Raw genomic sequence first — 25,614 nt, forward strand, 5'->3', positions numbered from 1 at the left:
CAGCCTAGTGAGTCGCTCCTTCACAACCCGACTGGTGGTGCCTGTAACACTGGTCGCGGCTGCCGTGATTACGAGCGGTCTCTTCATTGACTACCAGATTTCGAGAGCGCGGATTGTTGAAAGCCTGGAAAACGGCGCCCGCAATTCTGTTTCCAGTGCTGTTCTGCGTATTCAGGAGCTCACAACAGGTCTGGAGGCGTCTGTGCGCTTTCTTGGGGAGGCAATAGATGAAGTTCCCGACGAAGCGCGAATGGATACGGTGCTACGGGGCGTAGTCGACAGTAATCCAAACATTTTTGCCGCGACCATCGCTCTGGACCCAACATATACTCGCTCAGAAAAAGGCTTAGCGCCCTACCTTTATCGCAATCGCGGCAGCCTGATACGCACCGATTTGGCGGAGGCAGAGACTCCCTATTGGGAAGAACCCTGGTTTGCCGATGTTCGGGATTTAGGACATGCCGCTTGGGTAGAGCCCTATTTTGAAGCCACCGGAGCAAAAGTAGAGCTGACGACGTTCTCGGCCCCCTTGTACCGCACAAACCGCAATAGCCAGCAGAGATTCATCGGGGTCGCCACCATAGACCTACGACTCTCAGATCTTGATGAGTACCTGGACGATTTGCGTATCGACAAAAACGGATTTGGATTTCTACTCACTTCTCGAGGCACATTGATAGGCGCTCCTGAGGATGAGGTCATCAGTGAGCCCATTTCCGAAGTGCTGGTGAGCGACACTGTGAGCGACTGGCAGCGTTGGCTTCAGACCACTGAAAGCGATTCCTTGCGCGCCTCGGTCCGCTGCCCCGGCAGCAATGCGCTTTGCCAATTGCGCATAGCGGACGCTAAGGATAGTCATTGGTCTGTGGGTATCGTCTATTCAGAGGACACTCTTTTGCGCCCCCTTCGTGACTACCAAACGCGTGTGCTCTTTGTCGGTACAGGCATGCTGATTCTTATGGCCCTGGTGGTGATAGTGGTAGCGAGAAGGCTCACTGCTCCTCTTCTGGCGCTATCGGACGCAAGTAAATCTATTGCAAAAGGAGAGCTAGACGTCGCGCTACCTGAGACAAACGGTGGTGATGAAGTTGGCCAACTGGTTAATGCGTTTGATTCCATGCGCCAGGATTTAGGCCATTACATTAAGGACTTGGAAACCGCAGCCGCCCAGCGCAGCCGCATGGACGGCGAGCTCAGCGCTGCGCGGGAAATTCAAATGGCTATGCTACCTCAGGGCGGTCAGGCCGAACTCGACAACGACGCACTTACGCTGTGGGCTCGTGTGCGCCCCGCGCGCGCTGTCGGGGGAGATCTATACTCCTTTCATCAAGCAGGACGAAAGCTACTCATTTGCATCGGCGATGTCTCTGACAAAGGCGTACCCGCTGCCTTGTTCATGGCGAGGGCAATCAGTCTCATTCAGCAGTGGGAAGTGCAGCCCGGCACGGTACCCCCGGAGATTGCTCTGAGGCAGCTCAACGAGGGTCTGACAAGAGACAACGATAACTGCATGTTCCTGACCCTGTTTATCGGCGTACTTGACCTGAACACTCTCGAACTTCGTTATGCCAGCGCCGGGCATAGCGCTCCGATTCTTCTTCGAGAGGGGCAGCCAAACGCTATCGAACAAAACCGAGGCCCGGCCTTGGGGCTTCAGGAGGGCCTGAGCTTTCCAGTCAACCGACTGCAGCTTCAGAGTGATGACCGTCTAGTGATTTATACCGATGGCTTTGATGAGGCACAGAATCCCGACGATGAGCTTTTAGGTGAAACGCGTTTTTCCGAGTTCCTGATACAACCTGATAACCTTCCACTCCATGAGGCAGGCGAGGCGATTTTTGCGTCAGTGGATGAGTTTGCCGCGGGGGCGCCGCAGTTTGACGACATGTCTCTCATGCTTCTTGAAGTCCCCGGAGAACGTCGAGCGCCGCTCCAGGCAGAGCGCAGCAGCCTCACAGTCGACAATAGCCTTGCCGGAAACGCAGCTCGATGGCTGGAGGATCAATGGCAGGCCCAGGGACTTCCAATCGACGCGCTCCACGATATGCAGTTGGTCCTTGAAGAAGTTGTTTGCAATATTCGAGACCACGCTCGCACCGAGGATAAGGCCACTATGAGTCTTGGCCTTGAGCGTTTTATCGATCGCGTAGAGTTAGAGTGCGTTGATCCTGGCCACGCCTATAACCCCCTTCAGGAAGCGCAACGCTCAGCACTGGGCGAGAGCACTGAAGACGCCAGTATTGGCGGTTTAGGGCTACACTTGATCACTCAGCTCACCAGTCGCCAGTCCTATCAGCGACAAGAAGGTCGCAATATACTTCGCTTACGACTAGATCTGCCTGCCTTTGGCCCAGAGACGGACCATGCTACCGGAGAATAAACCATGAACCTGGATACCCAGCTCCACGAAGATCACGCCAAATCTCTTTTACGAGTGAGTATGATCGGAGGCCTTAACACCGACACCGCGCCGGGTTTTGAAGACACCCTAGCGGACGCTATTGCGGGCGACTGGCAGATGGTACTCCTCGATATGCAGGCTCTGGATTACGTGAGCTCAGCAGGACTGCGCGTGATTTTTAAGGCCGCAAAGCAACTAAAGAGCGCCGGGCGCAGTCTTGCTGTCGCAAACCGTCAACCGCAGATAGCGAAAGTGTTCGAGATACTGCAGGCACTGCCCGATATGGCGGTGTTTTCAAACGATGCCGAGCTGGATGAGTACCTCGACGCCATGCAGGCCAAGGTCAGAGGTGGGGATACTCCCTGAACTAAGGGCTCCTTGCCAAAGGGCCCACTTCTAATCTTTTAGAAAACGCAGTATCCAATGCGCCATCCGGTCTGTTGCCGGTTGCTCTGATAGGGACGCAACGCCCGATTGGTAAACAGGCTCGCTAATAATCTGGCGGCGAAACTCCATGATCGCCCGAGAATAATCGTTCACGAATTCCGGGTGACCCTGCATCGTCAAAATGTGATCACCAATCTGGCATACCGCGTTCGGACAAAAATCACTGCTTGCTAAAACCTCTGCGCCTTCCGCGTTCTCGGTCACCTGATCCTGATGAGTCACCAGAATAGGAAACTCCAGGTCACCCTCGTCAAACCAGCTCGGCCGGCGGGAGAAGCGATGGTGATGCATACCAACCCCCCAACCAGCGGCGGCCTTCTCTGTGCGGCCACCCAGAGCTTGGGCAATAAGTTGATGTCCAAAACAGATCCCCACGAGCTTTTTACGTCGATCATTCAGATCACGAACAAAGCTCTTCAGCGGCGCTATCCAAGGCAAATCGTCATAAACACTGTGTCGACTACCCGTCATGAGATAGGCGTCACAGTCATCTATATCTTCAGGATACTCACCCAAACGAACATCGAAAGTGACGAACTCTAAATCAGAATCCCGGCTGCCCAGTAACGCAGCAAACATATCGGGGTACTCGCCAAAGTCATCGACCCATTCTTCACGCACGGCATCCGTTTTTAAAATTCCAATTTTCACGAACTGATTCCCGATAAGGAGTTACAGGAGATAGTCTACGAACCTGGGTGAGGAACTGTCTATATCCCGGGAGAGGGAGGCGCAGTTTGCGTTACCATGCAGGAATGAAAATTTTCTGTATCTCAGCACTCGCTCATGGCGGCTCCGACAATACTCTCACGGCTTTCAAGAAGAGCTCAGATGCCATTGGCTGCCCGGGTCCAATGCCGTTGATGGACGTCCTTTTTACTCTTTTGTTAGCACTTTCTCTGCTATTCCTGCCCTTTGCGAGCACCACTGTTGGGGCGGCAGAGCCCAAGGATCCAAGCTTTGTTGGCACTGAAGAGTGCTCCGGCTGCCACCAGGGCGAGCATGCAAAGTGGCAAGGCTCACACCATGATCTTGCAATGCAGAAACCCACGCCGGAAACAGTATTAGGTGACTTTGACGATGCCAGCTTTGAGTACTTTGGCGTAGAAACCCAGTTTCTTACGCGCAATGGCGACTACTTCGTGCGTACCGATGGACCTGACGGCCAAATTACAGAGTTTCCCGTTGCCTGGGTTTTCGGCGTAGACCCTCTTCAACAGTATCTGTTGCCTATGGAAGATGGCCGGCTTCAGGCCTTAGCCGTCGCTTGGGACACACGGGACGCCAAAGCCGGCGGTCAGCGCTGGTATCACCTGTTTCCTGATGAGGAGATTCTTTACGACGACCCTTTGCACTGGACCGGCCCTTATCTCAACTGGAATACCCGCTGCGCCGAATGTCACAGCACGGATGTGCAAAAAAACTACGACGGGAATACACGGAAGTTTGCCACAACGTTCTATGAGGAAGACGTCGGCTGCGAGGCCTGTCACGGACCCGGTAGCCAGCACATCGCTCTCGCACAGTCAGGAGCACTCAGCGGCACGAATCCCACGGGGCTTCAAACGGACTTAAGCGCCCGAGGGCAATGGTACTTTCCCGATGGAGAGTCTATCGCGCGGCGTAAAACGACGCTTAACGACCATCAACAAGTCGATAGCTGTGGTCGCTGTCACGCGCGGCGAGGAACGCTAGGTAGTTATGAACACGGCAAACCGTTGTCGGATACACACCGCCTTTCACTGCTAGGGCAACCCCTGTACCACCACGACGGACAGATTCTGGACGAGGTCTACGTTTATGGGTCGTTCATGCAGAGCAAAATGTCTCAGGCAGGTGTCGTCTGCGCAAACTGCCACGAGCCTCATTCCAACCAACTGCGCGCGGAAGGTAACGGCGTTTGCGCCCAATGTCATAAAGCCGATGTGTTTGACTCAAGCCAGCATCACAATCACCCAGCGGGAAGTGCGGGTGCACAGTGCGTAAACTGTCATATGCCAGCGCAGACCTATATGGGAGTTGATGCGCGGCGGGATCACTCCATGCGCATACCGCGGCCAGATCTCAGTGTGATGATAGGCACACCCAACGCGTGCACCGAGTGTCACGATGATCAGACGTCGCAATGGGCATTGGACGCACTTAGGGATTGGGGCACTAACTTCGGCACAACCAGCGACCATCCTGCGGTGGCGATGGCAGCGCTTCAGAGAGGCGATAGCCGTGCAGTGCCAAGCTTAATGGCCCTAGCGGGCGATGAGAGTGCTTCTCCAATTTGGCGTGCAACGGCGCTAGAGCAGGTCTCCTCAAGTGGTGCTCAGGGAACCCTGCAAATTGCTCAGAGCCTACTCATAGCGGATGATCCACTCCTGCGTATATCTGCAGTGAGGGCCACGCAACAGCTGCCTGTAGCTCGGCGTTATCTTGCCCTCGCTCCATTGATTAAGGATCCCGTAACCGGTGTTCGTATGGAGGTTGCCATGAGTCTGGCGGCGGTCCCATTGAATGAGCTTGATGGCGCTCGTCAAAAATCGCTGCTGGCCCTCTTCGATGAATACAAAGCAGTGCAAAAACAGCATTTGGATATGCCGGCTATTAACATGCAGCTGGGCATATTCAATGCGACTCGAGGCGATTTCCCAGCGGCAGAGTCCGCTTACAGAGAAGCACTGGCTCTGAACCCGCAGCTGATGTCCGCTTACCTGAACCTTGCTGATTTGCTACGCGGCCAGAGCCGAGAGTCTGAGGCGAAGGAGCAGCTGAAATTGGCTCTTGAGGTGAACCCCGAGAGCGGGGATGCAATGCATGCTCTGGGTTTACTGGAAGCGCGAGCAGGGCGCCGAGATAGCTCACTGGAATGGCTCGCGAAAGCCGCCTCTGTGGAAACCGTCGGGTCGCGACACCGGTTTGTTTACGGCGTCGCCCAGCACGACTTTGGCGACATCGCTGGATCGCTGAATACTCTGCGAAGGCTCCACGCCGCTCTTCCTGCCGATGAGCAGGTTTTGCTGGCCCTCGTAAACTACAGTGCCGAAAGCGGTAACACAGACAATGCCAGACGCTATGCGAAGAAGCTGATAGCCCTGGCTCCTCGAAACCCCAACTATCAGCAGTTAGCCGCCAGCCTAGGTCTGAAGCTCTAAGCTATGGCTTAGTCTGGCTCTGGCAGAAACACCAACTGTCCGGACACGGGTACTGCGGTACTAATACTTTGAAGGCCTGCGACCTCGCGAAGAATTTCGATACCCCCATCGAGGCCAAAGTCCGCGGCCTTAACCACTAGCGGCTCACTGATCACCACCTGCAAACCTCCGTCACTGAGGCGTGTCACCAACACTTCGGCGATGTAAGACTGCTTGGCTCCATGAAGGTCGACTTCGACCTCTATGGCAGTATCGCGTGTTTCACCGATGGGTAAGGCACTTAGTGACTCCGGCACTTCGGCTCTTAACATCGCGGCGGGAAAACGCACCGTCTCAAACAGCAACTCGCGCATCCGCTGATTACGAATCGGTACCAACGTTTCGACACTGTCGAGATCCAGAGCAACCTGTGCAGCGCCAGTGTCACTGATACCGCCGGTAATAGACCGAAAGTGATGCAGCTCAGCCACGCTGGCGTTCTTTACAGACATAAACTGCACGGTGGAGCGCTGACCATCAAGTACCCAATCCGCAAGAGCGAATTGGCTTGCACTTGAAAAGAGGACGGCGCTAGTTAGCGCGACGGCAGTTCTTGATAACAATTTCATCGGGTTCTCTCTCGTATATCTCGTTGCTTTCATGATTTGGGTTGCTGTGAGTGGTACTCCAATCATCGTGAGATAACAACTATCCCACGACGACCCAACAACTACGCCACAACTACCCCACAACTACGCCCTCAAATTCAGCTCTCACTCTGCCAAGCAGCAAACTCATCAGCCGTGGCATAGGACGTTTGCGTTCCTTTACCCGTGACGCTGTGCGAGGCATAACTCACTGCCCGGCCCAAGGCTGTTTCTACGTCGGCACCCGCGGCAAGCTGAGCCGCAAAGCAGCCGATGAACCCATCACCGGCGCCAGTGGTATCTACGGCGCTTACGGCGGGCGCAGTGACGTGCGTGCGCTGATCTCCATGCATCCAAAGAGCGCCTTTCTCACCGAGAGTCACGATGAGGTTCTTCAGCCCCTTAGCTAGCAAAGAGCTTGCCGCTGCCGCGATTTGATCTTCATTCTCCACCGGCATTCCTGTAAGAATCTCGAGCTCTGTCTCATTCGGCACAAAGTAATCACAACGACAGGCGTAGTCGATATCCAGCTCGGTGCTCGCGGGAGCGGGATTCAACAGCACGGGAATTCCATTGCTGTTACCAAATTCAATGGCCGCGTACACAGTCTCCAGCGGGATTTCCAGCTGTAGAATAATCATGCTGCACTGCTTAAGTTGATCGGCGGCCGCATCGATATCCGACGGCAGCAAATGCATGTTGGCGCCAGGAATGATCAGAATCCGATTCTGAGAATCCGCGTCAACCCATATGGGAGCAACACCGCTGGAAACGCCGGGTACTTTGGTTACGTGCTCAATACTGACCCCATATTCCTGAAAATTTGCGAGGGTCTTGTCGGCAAAAGCGTCATCGCCCACGCGGCCCATCATCAATACGTCTGCGCCAAGCTTAGAGGCAGCTACCGCCTGGTTTGCGCCCTTTCCACCGCAGCCCATGGCGAATTCATTTGCCACCAGTGTTTCTCCGGCCTTGGGCACGGTGTCGGTATAGGCAATCAGATCGACCATGCAGGAGCCGATAACAGCAATTTTCATAGCAGTCCTTCCGTTCTTATTCGATGCGCGACAGTGTAGCCTAACCGACCTTAAATACGACTGCATCAGGGCCCATTCTATGGACAACTATGACAATGCGACTATCGCAGCAGCCATCGATCACACCTTGCTGAAACCAGAAGCCCGGGCCGTCGATGTTGATCGGATTTGCAACGAGGCTCTGGAATATAGCTTTGCCGCCGTTTGCGTCAATAGCCTATGGGTACCAAAAGTAGCGGAGCGACTCGAAGGCAGCACCGTAAAGACTTGTTCAGTTGTTGGGTTTCCCCTCGGTGCTTCATCACCCGTCGCTACAGCGGCTGAAGTGCGCACCGCTATCAACGCGGGCGCGCAAGAGATCGATATGGTGATGTCCATCGGCGAGGCACTGGAAGGTAACTGGGAGGCCGTGCAAGCAGGGATCGTAGAAGTTCTTGCCAGCTGCGCAGACGTTCCCCTGAAAGTGATCCTTGAGACCTGCTTAATCACAGACTCCCATAAACGCCTAGCCTGCGAAATCTGCCGCGACCTCGGCGTAGCATTTGTAAAGACGTCCACAGGATTCAGCACGGGCGGTGCCACTATTGAAGACGTTGCGCTGATGCGCAGCGTTGTGGGCCCGGACATAGGCGTCAAGGCATCGGGAGGCATTCGTGATCGAGAAACTGCGGTAGCCATGCTTAACGCAGGGGCTAACCGTTTGGGATGCAGTGCTGGAGTGGCAATTGTTACTGGTGGGGTTGGGGCTGAGGCTTACTGAAGTCAGCAAAACCAATCGTTGATTGACGCGGGAACTACGCTCGGTAATGCACTCGGGAGACGCAAAAAGCGCCATCCATGGCGGCTCGGCAGCGTCCTTCCATGGACGCTGACGCTCCCTCGCTGCATTACCGAGCGCAATTCCCGCTCGCTCATTAATACTTTCTAACTATCTTGAATAGACAATCAACCCAAGGCCCACGAAGAACAGTGCGAACATTGCTGTAATCATCATGGATGTACCTTCGGGAGCGTCTTTGAACTCTTTCCAGATAAACACGCCCCAGAAGGCGGCGACCATAGTGGCGCCCTGACCGAGTCCGTAGGATATGGCGGGGCCAGCTGCGCCGGACGCGATGAAGCTAAAGGAAAAGCCAACACACCAGATCGCGCCGCCCAAAATACCTACAAGGTGCAGTCGGGGCGTTCCCTTACTGAAGTACTCACCGATAGGCGCTACTTCGCCCGAGATGGGCTTGTACATCAGCGGGATCAGCCAAATGATGTTCGACACCAGAAGGCCGACGGCAAACACCACGCCAGCGCTATAAGGGGTCATAAGGCCCGCTTCGGGATTCGCAAAATCCATGGAGATGGAAGATGCAACGAAGCGATAAAAGAAGCCCATGGCGATACCGGCGATCACTGAGATCGCAAGCCCTTTACCCACAGAACGTCCCTCATCCTGGGGTAGGCGCGCGTAAATGAGCGCGCAGACAATGATAGCTGCCGTAACCAAACCAACTCCCGCGAATAGAAACACAGGGTCTCCTACGGGCGCCGCGAGGTAGTTCGTGACGACGCCAATAACTAAGGCCAATCCAATGGCGACAGGGAAGGCGACGGCCATTCCTGCGATATCAATGGCAACAACTAATAGAATATTGGCCAAATTGAAGACCACCCCCCCAATCAAAGCCGAGTGGATAGCCTGATTGCTCGCCTGAGAGATATCAGGCATGAAGGCCCGACCTTCTTCACCGGAAGAACCGATGGTAAATGCGAAGAGCAATGTCAGGAGCAACACGCCCAAAGAGTAATCCCAGTAAAAGAGCTGGAACTGCCATTCGTTACTGGCGAGTTTCTGGGTGTTAGCCCAGGACCCCCAGCACAGCATGGTAATGACGCACATCGCTACGGCGATGGTGTAGGACTCGACAATGAGCATGGTGGTTTCTCGTTTTTATTCCCCAAGGACCGCCATAATCGGACTGCGGGGAGAAAGTTTCAAGCGTTGAAACAACCAAGGGCGTCTAGCTCGCCTCTTACGTGCTCAATCTGTTCGGCGGAGTAGGTGTCGCCGGTCTTCAAGTTTCCCCACACAGGCGCCGGCCAACAGGGGTCATCTTCCCGGCGGCCAACAACGTGTAGATGCAGCTGCGGGACAACGAGCCCTAGCGCACCCACATTTACCCGGGGGTAGTTCAGGGTCTGTTTTAGGTGATCACTCAAGCGTTGTGCCTCCGCAAAAAGCGCGTCTCGCTCATAGACCTCCAAATCAAACAGATCCACAACTGACGTATGCGGCACCAGAATGAACCAGTGGAGCGCCGCGTTGCTATGAAGTAGCAACTCGACAGAGGCCGTGCGTCCCAACACATGGCAGTCCTTGGCCAGAGTAGGATGCAGTTGCCACTGTTTTTTCAACGTCACTTTGGGCCCATAAAAATAGATAGAAAGTGCGTCGTATTCTCTGACGCAATGATTCGCAGGTCAAAGCTGCACGAGCACAACCTCAAATCGTTGTGTGACCTGGATCACACTATGCTGGGCAATTAAGAGCGAAGCGTGACGAAAACCGCAGATTTCGCTCGATTGGCGTGTATCTGGGCCCGTGCTTAGCTTTAATCGCGCCGAATCCAAAGAAAAGCGAAGATCCATGCGTTACTCAAAATTGATTGCCGGCCTCACACTGACAGCTTGTTCAAGCTTTGCCAGCGCAGGGCTAGTCATCGAGTCCATTAACGTGAAGATGGCAACTACACCGTACTCAGTCGACGATGAATCAACGTTCTCGGAAGCTAAGTCCGCTTTCGATACTGGTACACAGTACTGCGATAAAGACCTCGAGGCATTCACCGGGATCAATTCGCAGACGACCTGCGGCGGATCGAATGGTGGATACGGCGCTCTTTACACGATTACTGGCAGCCTCTCAGGCAGCGCCGAGTTTCAGTTCGGCATGGACTGGGGCCGCGGCGGCTTTATTCGCGCTGACTTTGATGATGCACCCGTAAGCCTCATTAACGACGACATTTGGTGGGCCAAAAACTGGAACAAAAGCAATGAAATCCTTACCTACAGTTTTTCAGATGTAGGCAGTTTTTCACTCACACTTTTGGGCTTTGAAGGATGCTGCGACGGAATAAACTCCGCCCAGTACCGCACTTTCGAAACTGGTCAAATTGCAGCCTTCAATGATGCACCAGCCGAGTGGCAAGCACTCGAGGTCAACGCAGTTCCCGTACCGGGCTCTCTTCCTTTGATGGCTATCGGCGCACTGTTAGTGCTGCGACGCCGTCAGCAAAAGTAAGTTTCATCACATACACGCGCTGCTGCGGTGCCTATGGGCACCGCAGATTCGTTACTACCCCTCAGTCGTAAACCACCGCCTCGATAATCGCTAGGTGGTCATCAACTCCCCGACGAAAAGCCGCTTCGCTGATCCGCTCATCGTTACCATGAATCCGCACCATCTCAGACTCAGGTATCACCGTTGGCGTAAAACCGTAGCTGGCGATTCCAGCGTCCCGCGTAAAGTGGCTATCCGTAAAACCAGCTGACACCGATGGCATCACCCGAGAACCCGGGTGCCTTTCCGCCGTGATGTCTGTAATCGCACTATAAAGCCGAGATCCTGTATCGGTAATCGCTGGCGAAAAAGCCATCAACACTTCGACTTCTACACCGCTGGGCGCGACCAGTTCGCGCATCTCTTCCACAAACTCATCGACCGGCTTGTCAGGGAGAATCCGACAATCAATCTCCCCCCAAGCTTCTGGGGGAACAACATTGATCTTGTTGGATGCCGACATTCGCGTGATAGAGCAGGTGTCACGTGTTAACGCATGCATGGGTGGTGAGAACTTTTGAAGTCGGGTTAAGAATCCCGGCTCTTCAATAGCTGCGGCCATGTCTGCAAATGCCGGCGCCCATTCGGGCTCTGCACTTTGCGCAATACTGCGAAACATCGCATCTACCGGAGCAATGATTCGCGCCGGGAAGGGGTTAGTTCGTACCAACTCCAACGCTTGAACGACACGCGTAACCGAAGAGGTCGGGTAAGGCATAGAGCCGTGCCCAGGTTTGTCCACACTGGTGAGCCTTAGCCAAACCGGGACTTTCTGCGTCAGCTCTACAGAAAATATGGTCTCCCCTTTAGCTGTCAGGCGGCCGCTGCCGCCCTCATTCAACAGGAGACCTGCATTGTCGAAAATTTCAGGGTGGTTCTTCAGTAGCCACCCTGCGCCAAACAATCCGCCGGCCTCTTCGTCTGCAGTAGCTACAAACACTACATCCCGGTTCAGAGGCTTACCTGCGCGATGCAAGCTAAGGAAAGTAGCAAGCTGGGTAATACCCGTGCCCTTCATGTCTATGGCGCCGCGTCCCCAGATAAAACCCTCGCGAATCTCGCCAGACAGCGGATCCGTAGTCCAATACTTGGGGTCTGCTGGCACTACATCGGTATGTTGGAGAAGAATCAAAGCGGGCTCATCGCCGCCCTCAATCCTTGCCCAGATGTTTCCCCGTCCAGGCGCACTCTCCGCCGAGCTCCAGGATATGCCCTCGGCATCTAGAATCTTGGAATAGAAATCGACAGCTCGAGATTCATTTCCGGGTGGGTTGATCGTGTCGATTTTGAGAAATGCCTGAAGCCATTCTACGGCTTCATCATCCAGCGTCTGCGCGGCTGCAGGCAGTGTCGCCGCAATCAGCGCCGCGAAGAGACCATGCCGTAAAGATCGGATTCCCGCTTTACAGTACGCCCCTGTGAAAGCTTTGTTTATTCCTCTACCCACCTGAATATCCCCCTGCTGTTGATTGCCCACCGACGACTCTTGTCTTGGCGTTCTGTATAACAAACTTGAAAGTAGCCTATCAGCGTCGCTTAAGCGACCTCGGTACTAAATCCTAGGCACTGCAGGCCGGCTTCGATACCGCGCCTGCCAGTCCCCCGAATGCGAGCTCGCACAGGCCTCTTCCGTATCGAATTGAACCCGGCGCCATGTAGCGCTGATCGGTACAGCTTCGCTTTGAAGCTCTTCTACCACTCTCTTGGATAAGTACGCGTCTTCCTTTGCCGAACGAACGGCTCGCAACTGCTCCTCCGTTTTAAATACACAAACAACTAATAACGAGTCGGGGAAGTTGTTGAAGTCCACAAAGTGCGTTATCCACGAAAAACCGTCGATCTCCTCTAGCGCCTGATCACATACTCGAGTGAGAGCCTCGACGAGCATTCGCTCATGCTTCTTATCGGTTTTTCTCATGCCGTTCGATTTTGAAGCATGTCTTGGAGCTTTCTCACGGTATTAAGGTTGCGCCCCGTGCCGCAAACGCCAAGGCACGCATCTATGTTGGCAACGAGCTTTGATCGACCGATGCCATCGGGCGCATGCAAATAAAAGACATTTCCATGGACTTCGTAACGCTCTGAATTGGCGTCCCACTTTTCCAACTTGCTCGCATCCAAATTTGGCTTCCGGGGGCAAAAATAGAAATGAACAGTATTGCCTGCCTCCTCAGAAAAGGGGTTCTGCATGGCGGCGGCCATGAACTCACTCTCCGTCACGGACATGACTGCTGGACGAAAACCAAACTTCTTCTCAATCACGCCTGCAACTTTTACTGCAGGATCCGCTGCAGAATCCAGAATGATATTGCCGCTTTGGATATAGGTTTGAACGTTTGCGTAGCCAGCGTCTCCCAAGCAGCTACGTAGATCTTTCATGGGGAGGAGATTTTTGCCGCCGACATTTACGCCGCGGAGAAAAAGAATGTAAGTGTTCAAGTACGCTCCATAGTATCGCCATCTACCGCTCGCTCACGGATTGAGGCTAGCCTTCAATTTTTGGCCGCATCGAACAAAGTGGAGGATCCGTCGCAACTGTTTCAAAGCCGAGCCTCTCGTAAAGCCGAGCCTCTCGTAAAGAGGGATCACCGAGCTATCAATGAAGGCCTCGCATACAATTTCCTGGATGTCGGCCAGTGCTGCGCTCTTTAAAAGCCACTGGTAAATGCGGTACCCATGCATCCTACCCTGCGCACTCTCTGTAATCTGCACGTTATGCACAAATAGACGCCTAGGCACAAACTCTAGGGACAAGAAGCCTATCCAGCGGTCTTTATGAAAGACTGAGAAATTGTCGTTCTGCTCATAATAGGTTCTATGCTAGGCCCCGTCCCAAACAATATCGACCCGGTCAAGCTCTGCTGCCATATTTCTCTTCATCAGAGCCAGAGCCCCCTCAAATTCTTCGAAAGCACAGGGCTCGATGACAAGCATCACAGAATCCTAGAAAATGTTCATTGCCATGAATACTACGAAGGACTGCATATCATTCAAATCATTACATGGGCATTGTGCGCGGCTACGGTTTACGGGATTTTTACCGTGGCGCCTTGGCTCAATTGGATCGGCGCTGTGTGGCTAGCTCTCTTTGCATGGTTGTTGTGGGTCTTAGCAGCCCGCAGAAGTAGTGAAGAATTAGCTACGGCTTATGTCTCAAAAGCCAACAAGCGCGATGTGTACGACCTTGAAACACACGAGAAAAAACGCAGAGCTCGTGAGGAAGTGTTTGACGCCGCGGTTCTCCACGAACGCGCTGAACATTCCCTGATTGAAGAGCGAAAAGCACTAGAGGAGAAGCAAGGCGTCAAGGCTTTTCCAACTCAAAATCAGTTCAACGACGGCGCTTAATGCCAAAAAACCCAACTAGCACAAGAATCACAAGACTCCCGCCACCGATCACCCGCAACATCAACCCCAAGGACATGAGAAACATCAGACTGTCCACGTTACCTGTCTTCCAAAAAATCCATTCCCCGGCAAGTCGCGTCGCGAGTGTTTCGCTGCCAGTAGAAAGGATTACGATACCGTCTCCAGTGTCCGGGTCATAGCGGGCAACAGTGTTAATCGCGGGTCCATTGTTACCGTCATGGCCAATAACGTAACCGCCCTGGTTGTTTGGAGCAAAAAGCATCACACCCAAGCCCCAGATTTCAGCACCCATCTGGGTCGCATGAGGCTTCCGCATGAGCCTGAGCATTTCATCAGACAACACAGATTGCTGACCAGCAGAAGATTGCGCAGACATGAAGGTGACCAGGTCATCCGCTGTGGTAAATAGTGATGTAGCTGCCAGGGCCGAATACCAGCGAAAAGGCTCTGTGCGACCATCGCGGCTAAAGTTTTCTGCCAGTCCCAACTCCATCGCTTCGGAATATCGAAACGTTGTGCGAGTCATACCGAGAGGCCCAAAGACTCGGACAGCCATAAACTCAGCGAAGTCCTGCCCCGACACTTCTTCGATGATTAATTGCAGCATTGTGTAACCACCACCCGAGTACTTCCATTCAGTACCAGGCTGCATGCCTACTTTCACGACCCCGTCTTTGCCTGGAGATGCATCACGGGCACGGGATAAGGATTCTTCCAAAGACTGCACTGAGGCGGCGCTCTCAAAGCCGTCGTATCCCAGCGCGTCATCAAGTCCCGCTGTGTGACTAAGGAGTCTGCGAACCGTTACTCCATCGGAGTCAAACTCACTCTTAGGGAGGGCCCATCGTGTTAGGTAATTGGATACGGGACTATCCAGATCGATGGTCTCGTCTTCGACCAGGGTCATCACACCCCATGCGGTGATCCACTTACCTAGAGAGGCGACCTGATACACAGAGCTTCCGTCTACGGCATCCCCCGATGATGTGAAAACACCTTCAGCGACACGCCCGTTTTCTATGAGGTACATACTGAGGTTGCCGGTGTGACTGTCATCCACAACGCCTCGTGCAGCCTCCGCAAACGATTTCGGCGAGCTCGAATCAACGATGGGCGACTTCAACCACCCCCCACTAATTGCCACAAAGACCAGCACTGCCCACAGACCAATGAGAACCAGCGCAGAAATACAGTACAAAAGAACTCTCATCATGGCGTCATCCCTCAAGCTGACAATCATTGACCAAAATCTTTGGTCTTTCTGTTGTAGCTGCGAAAGTACGAAAAGTTAGCCACGTCATGCCTGTCTCTCCAGAAAATCTGACGAAGAGCTAATGCGCACTCGCAAGGAGTAATCCTTTGCTCGAAGCGCCAAGAGCACCACGGCAATCGTAAGCTCAAGGCACAAGGCGATGAGCAAGGATTGTGAGGGGACACCATGGATGAGCATACTAATGACTCGTCCCAAGCCGTAACTTCCGTAAACGGCAGCTCCGACGAGTAGCGCCAGATTGCTATAACGAGCCCTGAACGCAGCAAAAATCATTAGAGACGCGGTGACTATCAGTACAGCACTCGGCGCCGTTAGTTCCGACATTAGACTTGGCTCTGGCTGCAAAACGATACCGCTATCCTCAAGAAAACTCTTCGGTGTAAACATTAGGCTGCCACCAATAAGTGCCAGAAGAGCGCCCGCACTGAACAACGCAAATCTTATGCTTTGTTTCATGCGGATGTCCTCCACGCACCCGTTGCCGCGACCTCACGAGCGTAATCGGCAAAGTCACGAGGCGCTCGTCCGAGTGCACGCTGCACGCCATCTGTCAGATAGGCGTTGCGTCCGTCCAGAACCGTCGAAAAGAGATAATCGAGCATCCACACAACATCTTTAGGGGCGCCGGAACTCGCAACCTCGGCGACAAACGCATCATGAGGGACGTCTATGTAGTCAATTTTGCGGCCTGTGGCGGCGGAAAGATCAGCAGCAACATCGGCTACCGTCATCAATCTCGGTCCGGTAACTTCATAAATTTGGCCACCGTGGTGATCCTCTGTGAAAGCAGCCACGGCCACATCTGCGATGTCATCGGTATCGACAAAAGGCTCGAGCTGGTTTCCTGCAGGGAGGGTGATCGCACCACTTAAAACCATATCGATGAAGGCACCCTCAGAGAAGTTCTGATTGAACCAACTGGCCCTGACAATAGTCCATTCCACGCCCGAAGCCTGAACAAGCTTCTCGCAAGCCTGAGCTTCCTCCTCTCCACGCCCAGAAAGCAAAACCAATCGCTTTACTCCTCGAGATACAGCGAGGTTCACGAAGCTTTGAATCGCGTCGACTGCACCCGGCATAGCCAAGTCAGGCGCATAGGTGATGTATACGGCACTCACGCCATCCAGACAGGCGCCCCAGGCTTTCTCGTTGTCCCAGTCAAAAGACGGTGTAGATGATCGGGATCCGATTCGAACACGACATCCTTTTGCCTGCAGGCGTTCGGCCACGCGTCGCCCCGTCTTCCCCGTACCGCCAAGGATGAGAGTGAGGTCGCCATTTTCTGATGATTTGTTTTGATCGTTGGTCATGAACTTGCTCCTGGTTAGTTTCAGCAAGCTCAGAATGGCAAAGAGTTGGCTCTCACTCTTGCCCGTTGATGACAGTGTTTAGGCCGATGATGACAATTTTAAAATCAGGCAGAGCTACTGCTCAGTCGGTAGGATCGGGGAGTCTGCCCGGCCCATCGTTTAAAAGCTCTCGTAAAGCCGCTTTGCTCGGCGAACCCCGTAAGGAACGCTACTTCAGCAAGGCTGTAGCTGGTTTCGCGTAACAAACGCTGCGCAAGATCCTTTCGCGCAAGATCAACCACACCCTGAAAGCTGTGGCCATGCTCTGTTAGGCGTCGTTGCAAAGTCCGGGCACCAACACCTAACTCAGAGGCAACCAACGATAGCGTGGGCACACCTTCACTGAGCACATTCGCGATGACGCTCCGAACTTGCTGCTCCAGGCTAGGGTCGCTTGAAAGAGACTCTAGTTCCTGCTCCAAATGACGATCGAAGAAGCTCGCGATCGTCGCATCCCCCAATTTATTGGGGGCTTCTAAGCTATCTTTACTGACAAAAAGAGCGTCGCGCCCAGATTCGAAATAAACCGGGCAGCAAAAGTGCTCCTCATAAATGGAGGTGGCACCTCGTGCTTCGTGTTTAAAGTGGACTGACAGAGGTGCAAATGGAATAGCGCTGGCTTCTTGGCTGATGGCTACTACCGCCGAAATGCTCGCTTCATTTGAAAGTAACATACCGGGCCGACCGTCTCCGGCCTTTTCGAGGCTGAAAAAAACACCTTCTTCGCGCGGCTCCACCGCATAGGTTTCGGCACTGCCTAAAACGTGTCCATAGCGCTCAGATCGAATAAAGGAACCAAGCAAGTTGGGAGCGGACTTCCACGCGAGACCAAAAGCCCCATATTCGTCGACGCGCATGGCCGCGCCAATACGAAGAGGCAAAGCCACCCCCTCAGGATCTCGACTCGCAAGTGCCGCGAAGAAGTCATAGTACTCAGATGATGAGACCATCTGACTTGGGTCGATGGCGCCATCAATGCTAAGGCCGAGACCTTCGACCAGATCACGTGTTTCAACGCCGGCGCTTGCCTGCGCGGCGACTTTGTAAACGTAGAGTGAAGTAATCTGGCTCATAGCATCTACGGTTGCCGTAGAACCTACAAAACTTCCGCCAAATCGCCCTTGGTCTCAAGCCAGGACTTTCGATCTCCCGCGCGTTTCTTGGCCAAGAGCATGTCCAGCATCTCGTTGGTTTCATCACCGGCTTCAAGCCGCAACTGCACGAGACGGCGCGTGTCGGGACTCATGGTCGTCTCTCGAAGCTGCAGGGGATTCATCTCACCAAGACCCTTAAAACGCTGCACATTTACCTTGCCACGCTTCTTCTCTGCCTCTATGCGATCAAGAACACCCTGCTTCTCAGCTTCGTCCAGCGCGTAAAACACTTCTTTACCAATATCGATTCGATACAAAGGCGGCATCGCGACGTAGACGTGCCCAGCAGAAACAAGAGCGCGGAAATGGCGAACAAACAGAGCGCAAATCAGAGTTGCGATGTGCAGACCATCGGAGTCGGCATCAGCAAGTATGCAGACCTTCCCGTAGCGCAGACCGCTAAGATCATCGTCCGCGGGGTCAATGCCCAAGGCGACTGAGATATTGTGCACTTCCTGAGACGCCAGAATCTCTTGGGAGTCCACCTCCCAGGTATTCAGTATCTTTCCGCGTAAGGGAAGGATCGCCTGAATCTCGCGGTCGCGAGCCTGTTTCGCACTTCCGCCAGCGGAGTCACCCTCTACCAGGAACAACTCGGTACGTGTGATGTCTTCGCCAGAGCAATCAGCAAGCTTCCCTGGCAAGGCCGGGCCCGCACTGACCTTCTTACGCACCACTTTTTTGGCGCTACGTAAACGTCGCTGTGCGGTGTTGATGCACAGCTCGGCAAGCGCTTCTGCGTCGCCGGTATGCTGATTCAGCCACAGGCTGAACGCATCCTTGGCTACCCCCGATACAAAGGCCGCTGCCTCGCGGGAGCTGAGGCGTTCCTTGGTCTGGCCGGAGAACTGCGGGTCTTCTAGCTTCGACGAAAGCACGTAACTACAGCGCTCCCAGATGTCGTCGGGCGCAAGCTTGACGCCGCGGGGCAATAGAGAGCGAAGCTCACAAAACTCTCGCATCGCATCCAGTAAGCCTGTGCGAAGACCATTTACGTGGGTGCCGCCCTGTGCCGTTGGAATCAGGTTTACATAGGATTCGGTAATCAGTTCGCCGCCCTCAGGCAACCACTGAACCGCCCAGTCCACCGCCTCCGTGCTGCCGCTAAAGCTCCCGGTGAAAGGCTCGACCGGGAGGGTTGGAAAGCCGTCGGTAGCGGAGAGAAGATAGTCCGTAAGACCGTCCTCGTAGAACCACTCTTCTTTCTCGTTCTTTTTCTCATCGAGGAACGTGACGCGCAGCCCGGGACACAATACCGCCTTTGCCCGCAGCACGTGCTTCAACCGGGGCACCGAGAAGTTGATGGAATCGAAATACTGGGGATCCGGCGTAAAGTGCACCGTAGTCCCGGTATTTCGCTTACCACAGCTATCAATCACCTTGAGATCTGAGGTCTTCTCACCACCGGCAAAGCTCATTTGGTGTACTTGCGCGTCTCGGCGAATGGTCACCGTGAGCTGCTTTGACAGAGCATTCACCACCGAGACCCCAACACCGTGGAGACCGCCGCTGAACTGATAGTTTTTGCTGGAGAATTTACCGCCAGCATGCAGCGTACTGAGGATCACCTCTACCCCTGGCTTTTTCTGCTCAGGGTGCATGTCTACCGGCATGCCTCGACCATCGTCGCTAGCGGACAGCGAACCGTCAGCATGAAGGACGACGTCAATCTGCCGCGCGAAGCCCGCTAGCGCCTCGTCGACGCTATTATCGATAATCTCCTGGGCAAGGTGATTGGGACGCGTGGTGTCGGTGTACATTCCGGGGCGTTTACGCACCGGTTCAAGGCCAGTTAGGACCTCAATAGATTCAGAAGAATAATCGCTCACTGCGGTAGAAATCGCCTGATTAGAAAGATCGCGGCATTGTACACGGGAGCATCACAAAACACCGAGGCTTGAACCGCGAGGCAGGTAAATTAACGCCGCGGGGTAGGTCATTACTGCAAGGGCGTCGCCTCAACTTCCCGGCGGCGCAGAGCGGCGTTGCTCCCAGTTCTCAATAAGGGCGCGAGCAACGTTGCTACCCACCCGCCAGAGATTCTCAACAGCGGGGAGCATACCCCCGAAGCCTTCCGTTTCACGGGTCAGGCTATCAACCGCAGTCATGCCGGGAGGCTGCATAGAGAAATTACTCGCGGTACGCAAAAGCATGATCCGATCGAAATTCACGCGACCACCGCCATCCAGAAAGCGAAGAGCTTCAAGAATCCCACTATCTTCTACAGCGGTAGTCACAAACTCGCCGTCGCCTTCGGTCCAGTAGCCTACCCAGTCGTTGGCCCATTCATTGAGGTACTTGCCGTGCCAAAACGTACTGGCAGATAGGTTGTCGCCGCGCATGATTTTGGGTGCTGCAAGGGCCTCAGGATAACCTTTGTATTCTGCGCGCAAGGCCTGCGCCGCTGCGTTATCAAAGAGCTCGACCCCTGCGCTCTCCTTGAATGCCCAGCCAGCAAGATCCCGATTCAGCGCAAAGACCTTTCCGGTATCATCGGCCCGCGGTTGTGGATACGGCTCGCCCGTCATAAACGGAAAGTAGCCGGTCTTCCAATCCTTTGGCATCTCTCGCGCATCTATCTCATGAGCCCAGTCGCCATTAACCACGTAGTTGGCCCACACCGCAGAACCCAAGGTGCCATCTGCCGGGTCGATGCCAGCAATGCCGCCAATGATCCAATAGCTGTGAGAGAAGTCGAAACGCTTATCCAGGCCCAGGGCCATGACACTGGCAGCGGCTCGATCCTGAGTCAGGCCGGTAAAGGTGACCAGCAAGCCTCGATCGCGATCCACGCAGGCCGCGTGCGTGCTGTAGGGCAGATCAAAACACTCGTCCAAAGGTTGATTGTCCAGCCCGCGTTCACGCCAAGCTTGAAATTCACCGGGGGCATCCCCTGTGTCTTCGCCGACTTCGAAGTTCACCAGAACGGCAACGCGTATTTCGATAGGGCCCTCTTGTGCGCCACCGGTCTGAGCGATCAATAGACCAGCGATAGCAAAAAGACCCATGAGGGTGCGTTGGACACTAAGAAAGACCGCGGACATGGCGAAACACCAACTAGAAAAAGCTTAGGAACAGGTTATGCGGTTTAACCTTGGGATGCCAAGGCTGCCATCGCGGCTCACAGGTAACCGGAGGCCTCTCTATCGACGGGGAAGATTTGTGATTCTGCGCGAGACACGTCGGTAAGAATTGTGCCATCGGGGTTCAGTTCCAGCCAACGAAACCCGGGAGCCTGAGTGTCTACGGCAAAGTCCACTTGCTGCGGAAGAAATTGCACACAGGTTGAGGGGGTACAAAGAAGCCGCAGATCGTCACACTTCTGATCCAGCTCTTGATGCACATGGCCCCACAGTACTGCCCGGACATGGGGGTAGCGCGCCAAAATCTCAAAAAATGAGTCTGCATCTGACACCTTTTGCTCATCCAGCCAATCACAACCCACGGGAACCGGCTGGTGGTGCATGCATATCAAGGTGTGTAAGCCCGCTTCGGCGCTCAACCTCAGGCATTCCTCGAGACGTTGAAGCTCGGGACGACCCAAATGACCACCCACCTCACCGGGCAGCTGTGAATCAAGCATCACAATCTGCCATGCGCCGACGCGAATTTCGCCTGGAAGACGCTTGGCACCGCCAACATCGATCATCACATCGCGGAGATCATGATTGCCCGGAATCCAATAGTGCTCCGTAGTGATTTGGTCAAAATAGCCTACGAGTCGTTTGTAGGCATCACCTGCTCCCGAGTCCGCGAGGTCGCCCGTTCCAAGGATGAAATCGGGGTCAGGGTATTCGTTCTTTACCAAATCAATCACAGCCTGCAACGAGTAGTCGGTATCCAGACCGAGTAACTTCCCACCATCGTGCGCTTTTAGGTGGGTGTCGGTGAGCTGCACAATGCGGACGGTTTCGCTGCGCACACTCAGTTGACAGACACTGTTTGGGATTTCACTCATGAAAAAGTCGCCCTTAGGCGTGTTCTGCCCCGGGCTTTAGAAGACCAGCGACATCGGCCTGCCCGAAGTGCAGGCAGTGCGACAACCAGTCAGCGAGAAATCGGTTCTGTTGGTTCTTTTCGTCCTGCTGGTGCATGGACGGATTCGGATATGTGTACCGGCCCTGAGTCTTTCCGGCGGTTTGAAATCGCACCACTTCAATCATTCCAGCGTCATGGTAGGCGCGTGCCTCCATAACAAGAGGGGCTAACCAGTTGGTGCTCAGATCTGCGGTCTGCTCGCTGTCCATAGCTGCACTGCGGTAGCTCTGCAGACAAAAAAGCGTGGTGTAGCGACTTCGCTCCAGAACTTCGATATGCACCTGAGCGCCATCTACCGAGAAATGTTTGCTGTTGCAGCTCTCGTAATCCGAAAACAAACGTAACAAACGGGCGTAATTAGCCTCGCAAAGGGCATGCAATGCACGCAAATCGACTTTGTAAGAGCCTTTTATCACTGCTTGTACTTTCCCCCGACGAAATTTCGGTACTAATTCAACGCCAATTCAATGCCAATTCAATGCCACTGCCTGAACCAATACCCAAGGATTACACGTATTCCTTTGCAACAGGGCACATGTCGATCAAGAAAATCGATCAAATGCACTTAAAACGCGATGGGTCGCGCATTAACGTATAGTCTTGAATCGAGTGTACCACCTAAAATTGTAACCCTGACTAGCGTAGCTTTCGTGACTATTCAGCACTGCGAAGCAGTCGACATTACTGGTAACATTTGCGCGGCTTTAATTCCGCATACCCAAGGATTTCATTATGTATGTCCCCGGCAAGGTCCTCCTCGCCTCTCTGACTCTGGTTGCATCAGCAGTGGCTTCATCCTCTGCGAGCGCTGAGTCACTGCGTGATATCTACGAACTGGCGCTCGAAAACGATGCGACGCTCAAAGCTCAGCAAGCCCTGTATATGGCAGGTCTGGAAGATGAGAATGCTGCGCTGTCTGTATTGCTACCTCAGGTAACCGCTACCGCCGGTACTCAAAACTCGGATACGGACACCACGAGCCCGGGCATTATCGGGTTTGACCCGACCGGCGCACCCATCATTGGTAATACCTTTGACAATACCGATGTGGATACGGACACATATCAGGTTTCTCTGCAGCAAGCTATTTTCAATCTTCCTGCCTGGTTTTCTTTTCAGTCTGGCAAGGAGCTGTCAAAGCAGGTCGAAGCGACTTTCGCGGCGAATCAACAAAATTTGATTGTTCGTGTAGTCCAAGCCTACCTGGCTGTGTTGCGCGCTCAAGACAATCTTCGCGCCTCCGTCGCGCGCGAAGAAGCATTTGGCCGCCAGCTCGAGCAGAATCAGCAACGCTTTGAAGTGGGCCTCATTGCTATCACCGACGTCTACGAATCTCAGGCTGCTTATGATCTTTCTCAGGTCGACAGAATTTCTGACGAGAACTCCGTTGCCGTTGCGCTTGAGAACCTCAGCGTTCTTACGGGCAAACGACACGATACGCTCGACGTCCTTGTAGAGTCCTTTGCCGTAAACAAGCCTGAGCCTGCAGATCGCAGCGCATGGGTCGAGTTCGCTCTGGCGAACAACTTCAATCTGAAGGCTTCTCAGTACGCCGAAGAAGCCGCTCGACAAAACGCCAAGGCACGGCGTCTGGCTCATGCGCCAACCATCAGCGGCTCGGCGCAGTATCTGGAATCTGAGACTGACGGTACGCGTTTTCAGGATCCGGCCGGTATTTTTAACTTCCCGCCCAATTCTGAACGGGACCAGACGGTGTGGGGCGTAGAGCTCTCTATGCCGCTCTACACCGGCGGAGCGATCAGTGCAGAACGCCGTCGTGCAGCGCAGCTGTTTAATCAGGCGCGCGAGGAGCGTATCAACCTTACGCGACAAACCGTTACTGATGCCCGATCTTTGCACATGACTGTAGTGAACGATGTCGCTCGAGTTGCCGCACGAAAGCAGAGCATTCTGTCGTCCAAGAGCGCTTTGGATGCGACCCAGGCCGGCTATGAAGTGGGCACCCGAAACATCGTCGACGTGCTGAATGCGCAGAACACGCTGTTTGGCGCGCTCCGTGATTACGCCAACAGTCGCTATGACTATATCGTCAACACGCTGCTACTGAAGGAGCAGGCGGGCCTCCTAAGCCCCGAGGACGTTATAAATCTTGATAGCTACCTCGAAGCTGCAGCGGCGCCCACCAGCTCAGGAATGGCGCCCAAGTAAATCTTGCAGGCCCTGAAACAAGGCGTCCAACGCGCCTTGATTGTTTTTCAGAACCTCTAACGCCGCCGTACCTCGGCGGCGTTTTTCGTTGTCATATTCGGATAGACGCTCAAATTGCGCAACAAGCTCTGACTCATTGGCGCAACGCTGAAGGGCACCAGCCTCTGAAAGCCGGGCAGTAATGTCTTCAAAATTGAACATGGAAGGCCCGCACAGTATCGGCATACCCCATGCTGCGGCCTCAAGAGGATTATGTCCGCCCCGCTCAATAAAACTTCCGCCAATGACTCCAAGGTCTGCGACACCAAACAGCGCTGACAGCTCGCCAAGAGAATCCAGCAAAACCAGATCTGTACTGTCATCGACGGTCTCAGACTGGGATCGACGAGAGACCCTCAGTCCATCGCTTTTACAAAGCTCATATACCGCCTCGAATCGCTCCGGGTGTCTTGGCGCCAACAGCAGCAGCGCGTTGTTCTTAACTTTGCGAAACGCAGCGAAAGCGGACAACGCCAACTCGTCCTCACCCTCGTGAGTACTGGCAAAGACAATCGCAAACCGATCGGACAGGCCCCACTGACGGCGAAGGTCTCCGATGCGCGTACGAGTGTCTTCATCAAGGCGAATATCAAACTTAACGCTGCCAGTGACCTTAAGACGCGCCGCCTCCATTCCCAGCTGCATGAAGCGATCTGCATCCGCAGAATTTTGCACACCCACCCAGTCAAGAGCATCGAGCATGTCCCGAGTGATGCCCGCCACCTTTGCGTAGCCCGCGGCAGACCTGGCAGACAGCCGAGCATTCGCAAGCAGTATCCGACAGCCTGAACGTTGGCTGTAGTGGAGGAGATTAGGCCACAGCTCGGTCTCCATCAAAACCAGCAATCGCGGACGAGTACGTTTTAGAAAACGCTTAACAGCGCCGGGCGTGTCCCAGGGTGCATAGACGTGAAAAACCCTGTCTCCGAACAAGCGGCGAACCTGTGCGGACCCAGTAGGCGTGGTAGTGGTAACGATCACACGATGACCGGGATACTCGGTGAGGATACGCTCTACAAGAGGTCCCGCGGCGAGGGTCTCACCCAGCGAGACCGCGTGAATCCATATCCCAGGTCTGTCGACCACCGGCGGTTTAAAAAAACCAAAACGCTCTGCGAGCCGCTCCCGGTAGGCGGGAGCACGACGGGAACGCAGAATCATGCGCAACAAAATGAAAGGTTGCAGCACGATAAACAGCGTACTGTAGGCAATGCGACTCACAGCGGTTGCTCAGACTC

General features: G+C 54.1%; 25 protein-coding genes. 7 read left to right on the top strand and 18 right to left on the bottom strand.

The features are described from left to right. Positions 1-7 precede the first annotated feature (7 nt). Entirely contained in the window at positions 8-2,380 is a 2,373-nt protein-coding gene (locus R0137_RS01960; RefSeq protein ID WP_407328133.1) for a SpoIIE family protein phosphatase, read from the top strand. A gap of 3 nt (positions 2,381-2,383) precedes the next feature. Then, the gene (locus tag R0137_RS01965; protein WP_405271759.1) at positions 2,384-2,767 is read left to right on the top strand and encodes an STAS domain-containing protein; all 384 of its coding nucleotides are present in this window, start codon (positions 2,384-2,386) and stop codon (positions 2,765-2,767) included. A 30-nt stretch (positions 2,768-2,797) separates the two neighbouring features. Here the strand turns inward: R0137_RS01965 and R0137_RS01970 are convergent, their stop codons facing one another. Beyond that, on the bottom strand, positions 2,798-3,499 hold the full coding sequence (locus R0137_RS01970) for a glutamine amidotransferase-related protein (protein ID WP_407328135.1): 702 nt from the start codon (positions 3,497-3,499) through the stop codon (positions 2,798-2,800). Positions 3,500-3,585: 86 nt separating this feature from the next. On the opposite strand from R0137_RS01970, the gene R0137_RS01975 reads away from it, so the two are divergent. Then, positions 3,586-5,991, top strand: coding sequence for a multiheme c-type cytochrome (locus R0137_RS01975; RefSeq protein WP_407328136.1), 2,406 nt, complete (start codon positions 3,586-3,588; stop codon positions 5,989-5,991). A gap of 8 nt (positions 5,992-5,999) precedes the next feature. Here R0137_RS01975 and R0137_RS01980 read toward each other — a convergent pair whose 3' ends face one another. After that, entirely contained in the window at positions 6,000-6,599 is a 600-nt protein-coding gene (locus R0137_RS01980; RefSeq protein WP_407328138.1) for a YceI family protein, read from the bottom strand. Positions 6,600-6,736: 137 nt separating this feature from the next. After that, entirely contained in the window at positions 6,737-7,654 is a 918-nt protein-coding gene (gene rbsK / locus R0137_RS01985) for a ribokinase (RefSeq protein WP_407328140.1), read from the bottom strand. Between the two features lie 79 nt (positions 7,655-7,733). Here rbsK and deoC point away from each other — a divergent pair, with 79 nt between their 5' ends. Then, positions 7,734-8,414: a deoxyribose-phosphate aldolase gene (gene deoC / locus R0137_RS01990; protein WP_407328142.1), complete on the top strand. Its 681-nt coding sequence runs from the start codon at positions 7,734-7,736 to the stop codon at positions 8,412-8,414. A gap of 168 nt (positions 8,415-8,582) precedes the next feature. Here the strand turns inward: deoC and R0137_RS01995 are convergent, their stop codons facing one another. Together R0137_RS01995 and R0137_RS02000 are read right to left on the bottom strand one after the other, a co-directional pair. Next, positions 8,583-9,581, bottom strand: a complete 999-nt coding sequence (locus tag R0137_RS01995) for a multidrug DMT transporter permease (protein WP_407328144.1) — start codon at positions 9,579-9,581, stop codon at positions 8,583-8,585. Positions 9,582-9,640: 59 nt separating this feature from the next. Beyond that, the gene (locus R0137_RS02000) at positions 9,641-10,066 is read right to left on the bottom strand and encodes an HIT domain-containing protein (RefSeq protein WP_407328146.1); all 426 of its coding nucleotides are present in this window, start codon (positions 10,064-10,066) and stop codon (positions 9,641-9,643) included. Positions 10,067-10,292: 226 nt separating this feature from the next. Here R0137_RS02000 and R0137_RS02005 point away from each other — a divergent pair, with 226 nt between their 5' ends. Then, positions 10,293-10,946: a CCXG family PEP-CTERM protein gene (locus R0137_RS02005; protein ID WP_407328147.1), complete on the top strand. Its 654-nt coding sequence runs from the start codon at positions 10,293-10,295 to the stop codon at positions 10,944-10,946. A 61-nt stretch (positions 10,947-11,007) separates the two neighbouring features. Here R0137_RS02005 and R0137_RS02010 read toward each other — a convergent pair whose 3' ends face one another. The 4 genes from R0137_RS02010 to R0137_RS02025 form a co-directional block, all read right to left on the bottom strand. After that, positions 11,008-12,462, bottom strand: coding sequence for a M20/M25/M40 family metallo-hydrolase (locus R0137_RS02010; protein ID WP_407328149.1), 1,455 nt, complete (start codon positions 12,460-12,462; stop codon positions 11,008-11,010). 75 nt (positions 12,463-12,537) lie between these two features. Beyond that, positions 12,538-12,903, bottom strand: a complete 366-nt coding sequence (locus R0137_RS02015) for a hypothetical protein (protein ID WP_407328151.1) — start codon at positions 12,901-12,903, stop codon at positions 12,538-12,540. After that, entirely contained in the window at positions 12,900-13,424 is a 525-nt protein-coding gene (locus tag R0137_RS02020; RefSeq protein WP_407328152.1) for a DUF1697 domain-containing protein, read from the bottom strand. The genes R0137_RS02015 and R0137_RS02020 overlap by 4 nt, the downstream gene beginning before the upstream one ends. Positions 13,425-13,457: 33 nt before the next feature. Continuing rightward, positions 13,458-13,724 (bottom strand): hypothetical protein, encoded by a 267-nt coding sequence (locus tag R0137_RS02025; protein WP_407330054.1) that lies wholly within the window; start codon positions 13,722-13,724, stop codon positions 13,458-13,460. A 78-nt stretch (positions 13,725-13,802) separates the two neighbouring features. On the opposite strand from R0137_RS02025, the gene R0137_RS02030 reads away from it, so the two are divergent. Next, positions 13,803-14,333 (top strand): hypothetical protein, encoded by a 531-nt coding sequence (locus R0137_RS02030; RefSeq protein WP_407328154.1) that lies wholly within the window; start codon positions 13,803-13,805, stop codon positions 14,331-14,333. Here R0137_RS02030 and R0137_RS02035 read toward each other — a convergent pair. The 8 genes from R0137_RS02035 to R0137_RS02070 all read right to left on the bottom strand — a co-directional run bounded on the left by R0137_RS02035 (position 14,317) and on the right by R0137_RS02070 (position 22,584). After that, positions 14,317-15,567 (bottom strand): serine hydrolase domain-containing protein, encoded by a 1,251-nt coding sequence (locus R0137_RS02035; protein WP_407328156.1) that lies wholly within the window; start codon positions 15,565-15,567, stop codon positions 14,317-14,319. The two genes, R0137_RS02030 and R0137_RS02035, sit on opposite strands and share 17 nt — an antisense overlap. Before the next feature lie 84 nt (positions 15,568-15,651). Next, positions 15,652-16,083: a DUF4345 domain-containing protein gene (locus tag R0137_RS02040; protein WP_407328157.1), complete on the bottom strand. Its 432-nt coding sequence runs from the start codon at positions 16,081-16,083 to the stop codon at positions 15,652-15,654. Continuing rightward, on the bottom strand, positions 16,080-16,937 hold the full coding sequence (locus R0137_RS02045; RefSeq protein ID WP_407328159.1) for an NAD(P)H-binding protein: 858 nt from the start codon (positions 16,935-16,937) through the stop codon (positions 16,080-16,082). Before R0137_RS02045 ends, R0137_RS02040 begins: the two co-directional genes overlap by 4 nt. 104 nt (positions 16,938-17,041) lie before the next feature. Continuing rightward, positions 17,042-18,049: an AraC family transcriptional regulator ligand-binding domain-containing protein gene (locus R0137_RS02050; RefSeq protein WP_407328161.1), complete on the bottom strand. Its 1,008-nt coding sequence runs from the start codon at positions 18,047-18,049 to the stop codon at positions 17,042-17,044. 23 nt (positions 18,050-18,072) lie between these two features. Next, positions 18,073-19,959 (bottom strand): DNA topoisomerase IV subunit B, encoded by a 1,887-nt coding sequence (gene parE / locus R0137_RS02055; protein ID WP_407328163.1) that lies wholly within the window; start codon positions 19,957-19,959, stop codon positions 18,073-18,075. 129 nt (positions 19,960-20,088) lie between these two features. After that, positions 20,089-21,174, bottom strand: coding sequence for a purine nucleoside permease (locus tag R0137_RS02060; protein ID WP_407328165.1), 1,086 nt, complete (start codon positions 21,172-21,174; stop codon positions 20,089-20,091). Positions 21,175-21,251: 77 nt separating this feature from the next. Then, positions 21,252-22,088: a 3',5'-cyclic-AMP phosphodiesterase gene (cpdA, locus tag R0137_RS02065; protein ID WP_407328167.1), complete on the bottom strand. Its 837-nt coding sequence runs from the start codon at positions 22,086-22,088 to the stop codon at positions 21,252-21,254. 13 nt (positions 22,089-22,101) lie between these two features. Beyond that, positions 22,102-22,584: a DUF1249 domain-containing protein gene (locus R0137_RS02070; RefSeq protein WP_407328169.1), complete on the bottom strand. Its 483-nt coding sequence runs from the start codon at positions 22,582-22,584 to the stop codon at positions 22,102-22,104. Positions 22,585-22,900: 316 nt separating this feature from the next. Between R0137_RS02070 and R0137_RS02075 the strand changes: the two genes are divergently transcribed. After that, positions 22,901-24,337 carry a TolC family outer membrane protein gene (locus R0137_RS02075; RefSeq protein WP_407328171.1) on the top strand — a complete coding sequence of 479 codons (1,437 nt, stop codon included), beginning with the start codon at positions 22,901-22,903 and terminating at the stop codon, positions 24,335-24,337. Here the strand turns inward: R0137_RS02075 and waaA are convergent. Then, complete coding sequence (gene waaA / locus R0137_RS02080; protein WP_407328172.1) at positions 24,317-25,597, bottom strand: lipid IV(A) 3-deoxy-D-manno-octulosonic acid transferase; 1,281 nt, start codon at positions 25,595-25,597, stop codon at positions 24,317-24,319. The two genes, R0137_RS02075 and waaA, sit on opposite strands and share 21 nt — an antisense overlap. Positions 25,598-25,614 lie beyond the last annotated feature (17 nt).

This window comes from Congregibacter brevis (assembly GCF_045689245.1).
GTDB lineage: Bacteria > Pseudomonadota > Gammaproteobacteria > Pseudomonadales > Halieaceae > Congregibacter > Congregibacter brevis.

Coding starts and splice junctions, on each gene's coding strand:
- deoC (WP_407328142.1), top strand. CDS start 7,734: ATGGACAACTATGACAATGCGACTATCGCAGCAGCCATCGATCACACC.
- R0137_RS02015 (WP_407328151.1), bottom strand. CDS start 12,903: ATGAGAAAAACCGATAAGAAGCATGAGCGAATGCTCGTCGAGGCTCTC.
- cpdA (WP_407328167.1), bottom strand. CDS start 22,088: ATGAGTGAAATCCCAAACAGTGTCTGTCAACTGAGTGTGCGCAGCGAA.
- R0137_RS02050 (WP_407328161.1), bottom strand. CDS start 18,049: ATGAGCCAGATTACTTCACTCTACGTTTACAAAGTCGCCGCGCAGGCA.
- R0137_RS02045 (WP_407328159.1), bottom strand. CDS start 16,937: ATGACCAACGATCAAAACAAATCATCAGAAAATGGCGACCTCACTCTC.
- R0137_RS01965 (WP_405271759.1), top strand. CDS start 2,384: ATGAACCTGGATACCCAGCTCCACGAAGATCACGCCAAATCTCTTTTA.
- R0137_RS02035 (WP_407328156.1), bottom strand. CDS start 15,567: ATGATGAGAGTTCTTTTGTACTGTATTTCTGCGCTGGTTCTCATTGGT.
- R0137_RS01995 (WP_407328144.1), bottom strand. CDS start 9,581: ATGCTCATTGTCGAGTCCTACACCATCGCCGTAGCGATGTGCGTCATT.
- R0137_RS02075 (WP_407328171.1), top strand. CDS start 22,901: ATGTATGTCCCCGGCAAGGTCCTCCTCGCCTCTCTGACTCTGGTTGCA.
- R0137_RS02040 (WP_407328157.1), bottom strand. CDS start 16,083: ATGAAACAAAGCATAAGATTTGCGTTGTTCAGTGCGGGCGCTCTTCTG.
- R0137_RS02005 (WP_407328147.1), top strand. CDS start 10,293: ATGCGTTACTCAAAATTGATTGCCGGCCTCACACTGACAGCTTGTTCA.
- R0137_RS01980 (WP_407328138.1), bottom strand. CDS start 6,599: ATGAAATTGTTATCAAGAACTGCCGTCGCGCTAACTAGCGCCGTCCTC.
- R0137_RS02060 (WP_407328165.1), bottom strand. CDS start 21,174: ATGTCCGCGGTCTTTCTTAGTGTCCAACGCACCCTCATGGGTCTTTTT.
- rbsK (WP_407328140.1), bottom strand. CDS start 7,654: ATGAAAATTGCTGTTATCGGCTCCTGCATGGTCGATCTGATTGCCTAT.
- R0137_RS02030 (WP_407328154.1), top strand. CDS start 13,803: ATGCTAGGCCCCGTCCCAAACAATATCGACCCGGTCAAGCTCTGCTGC.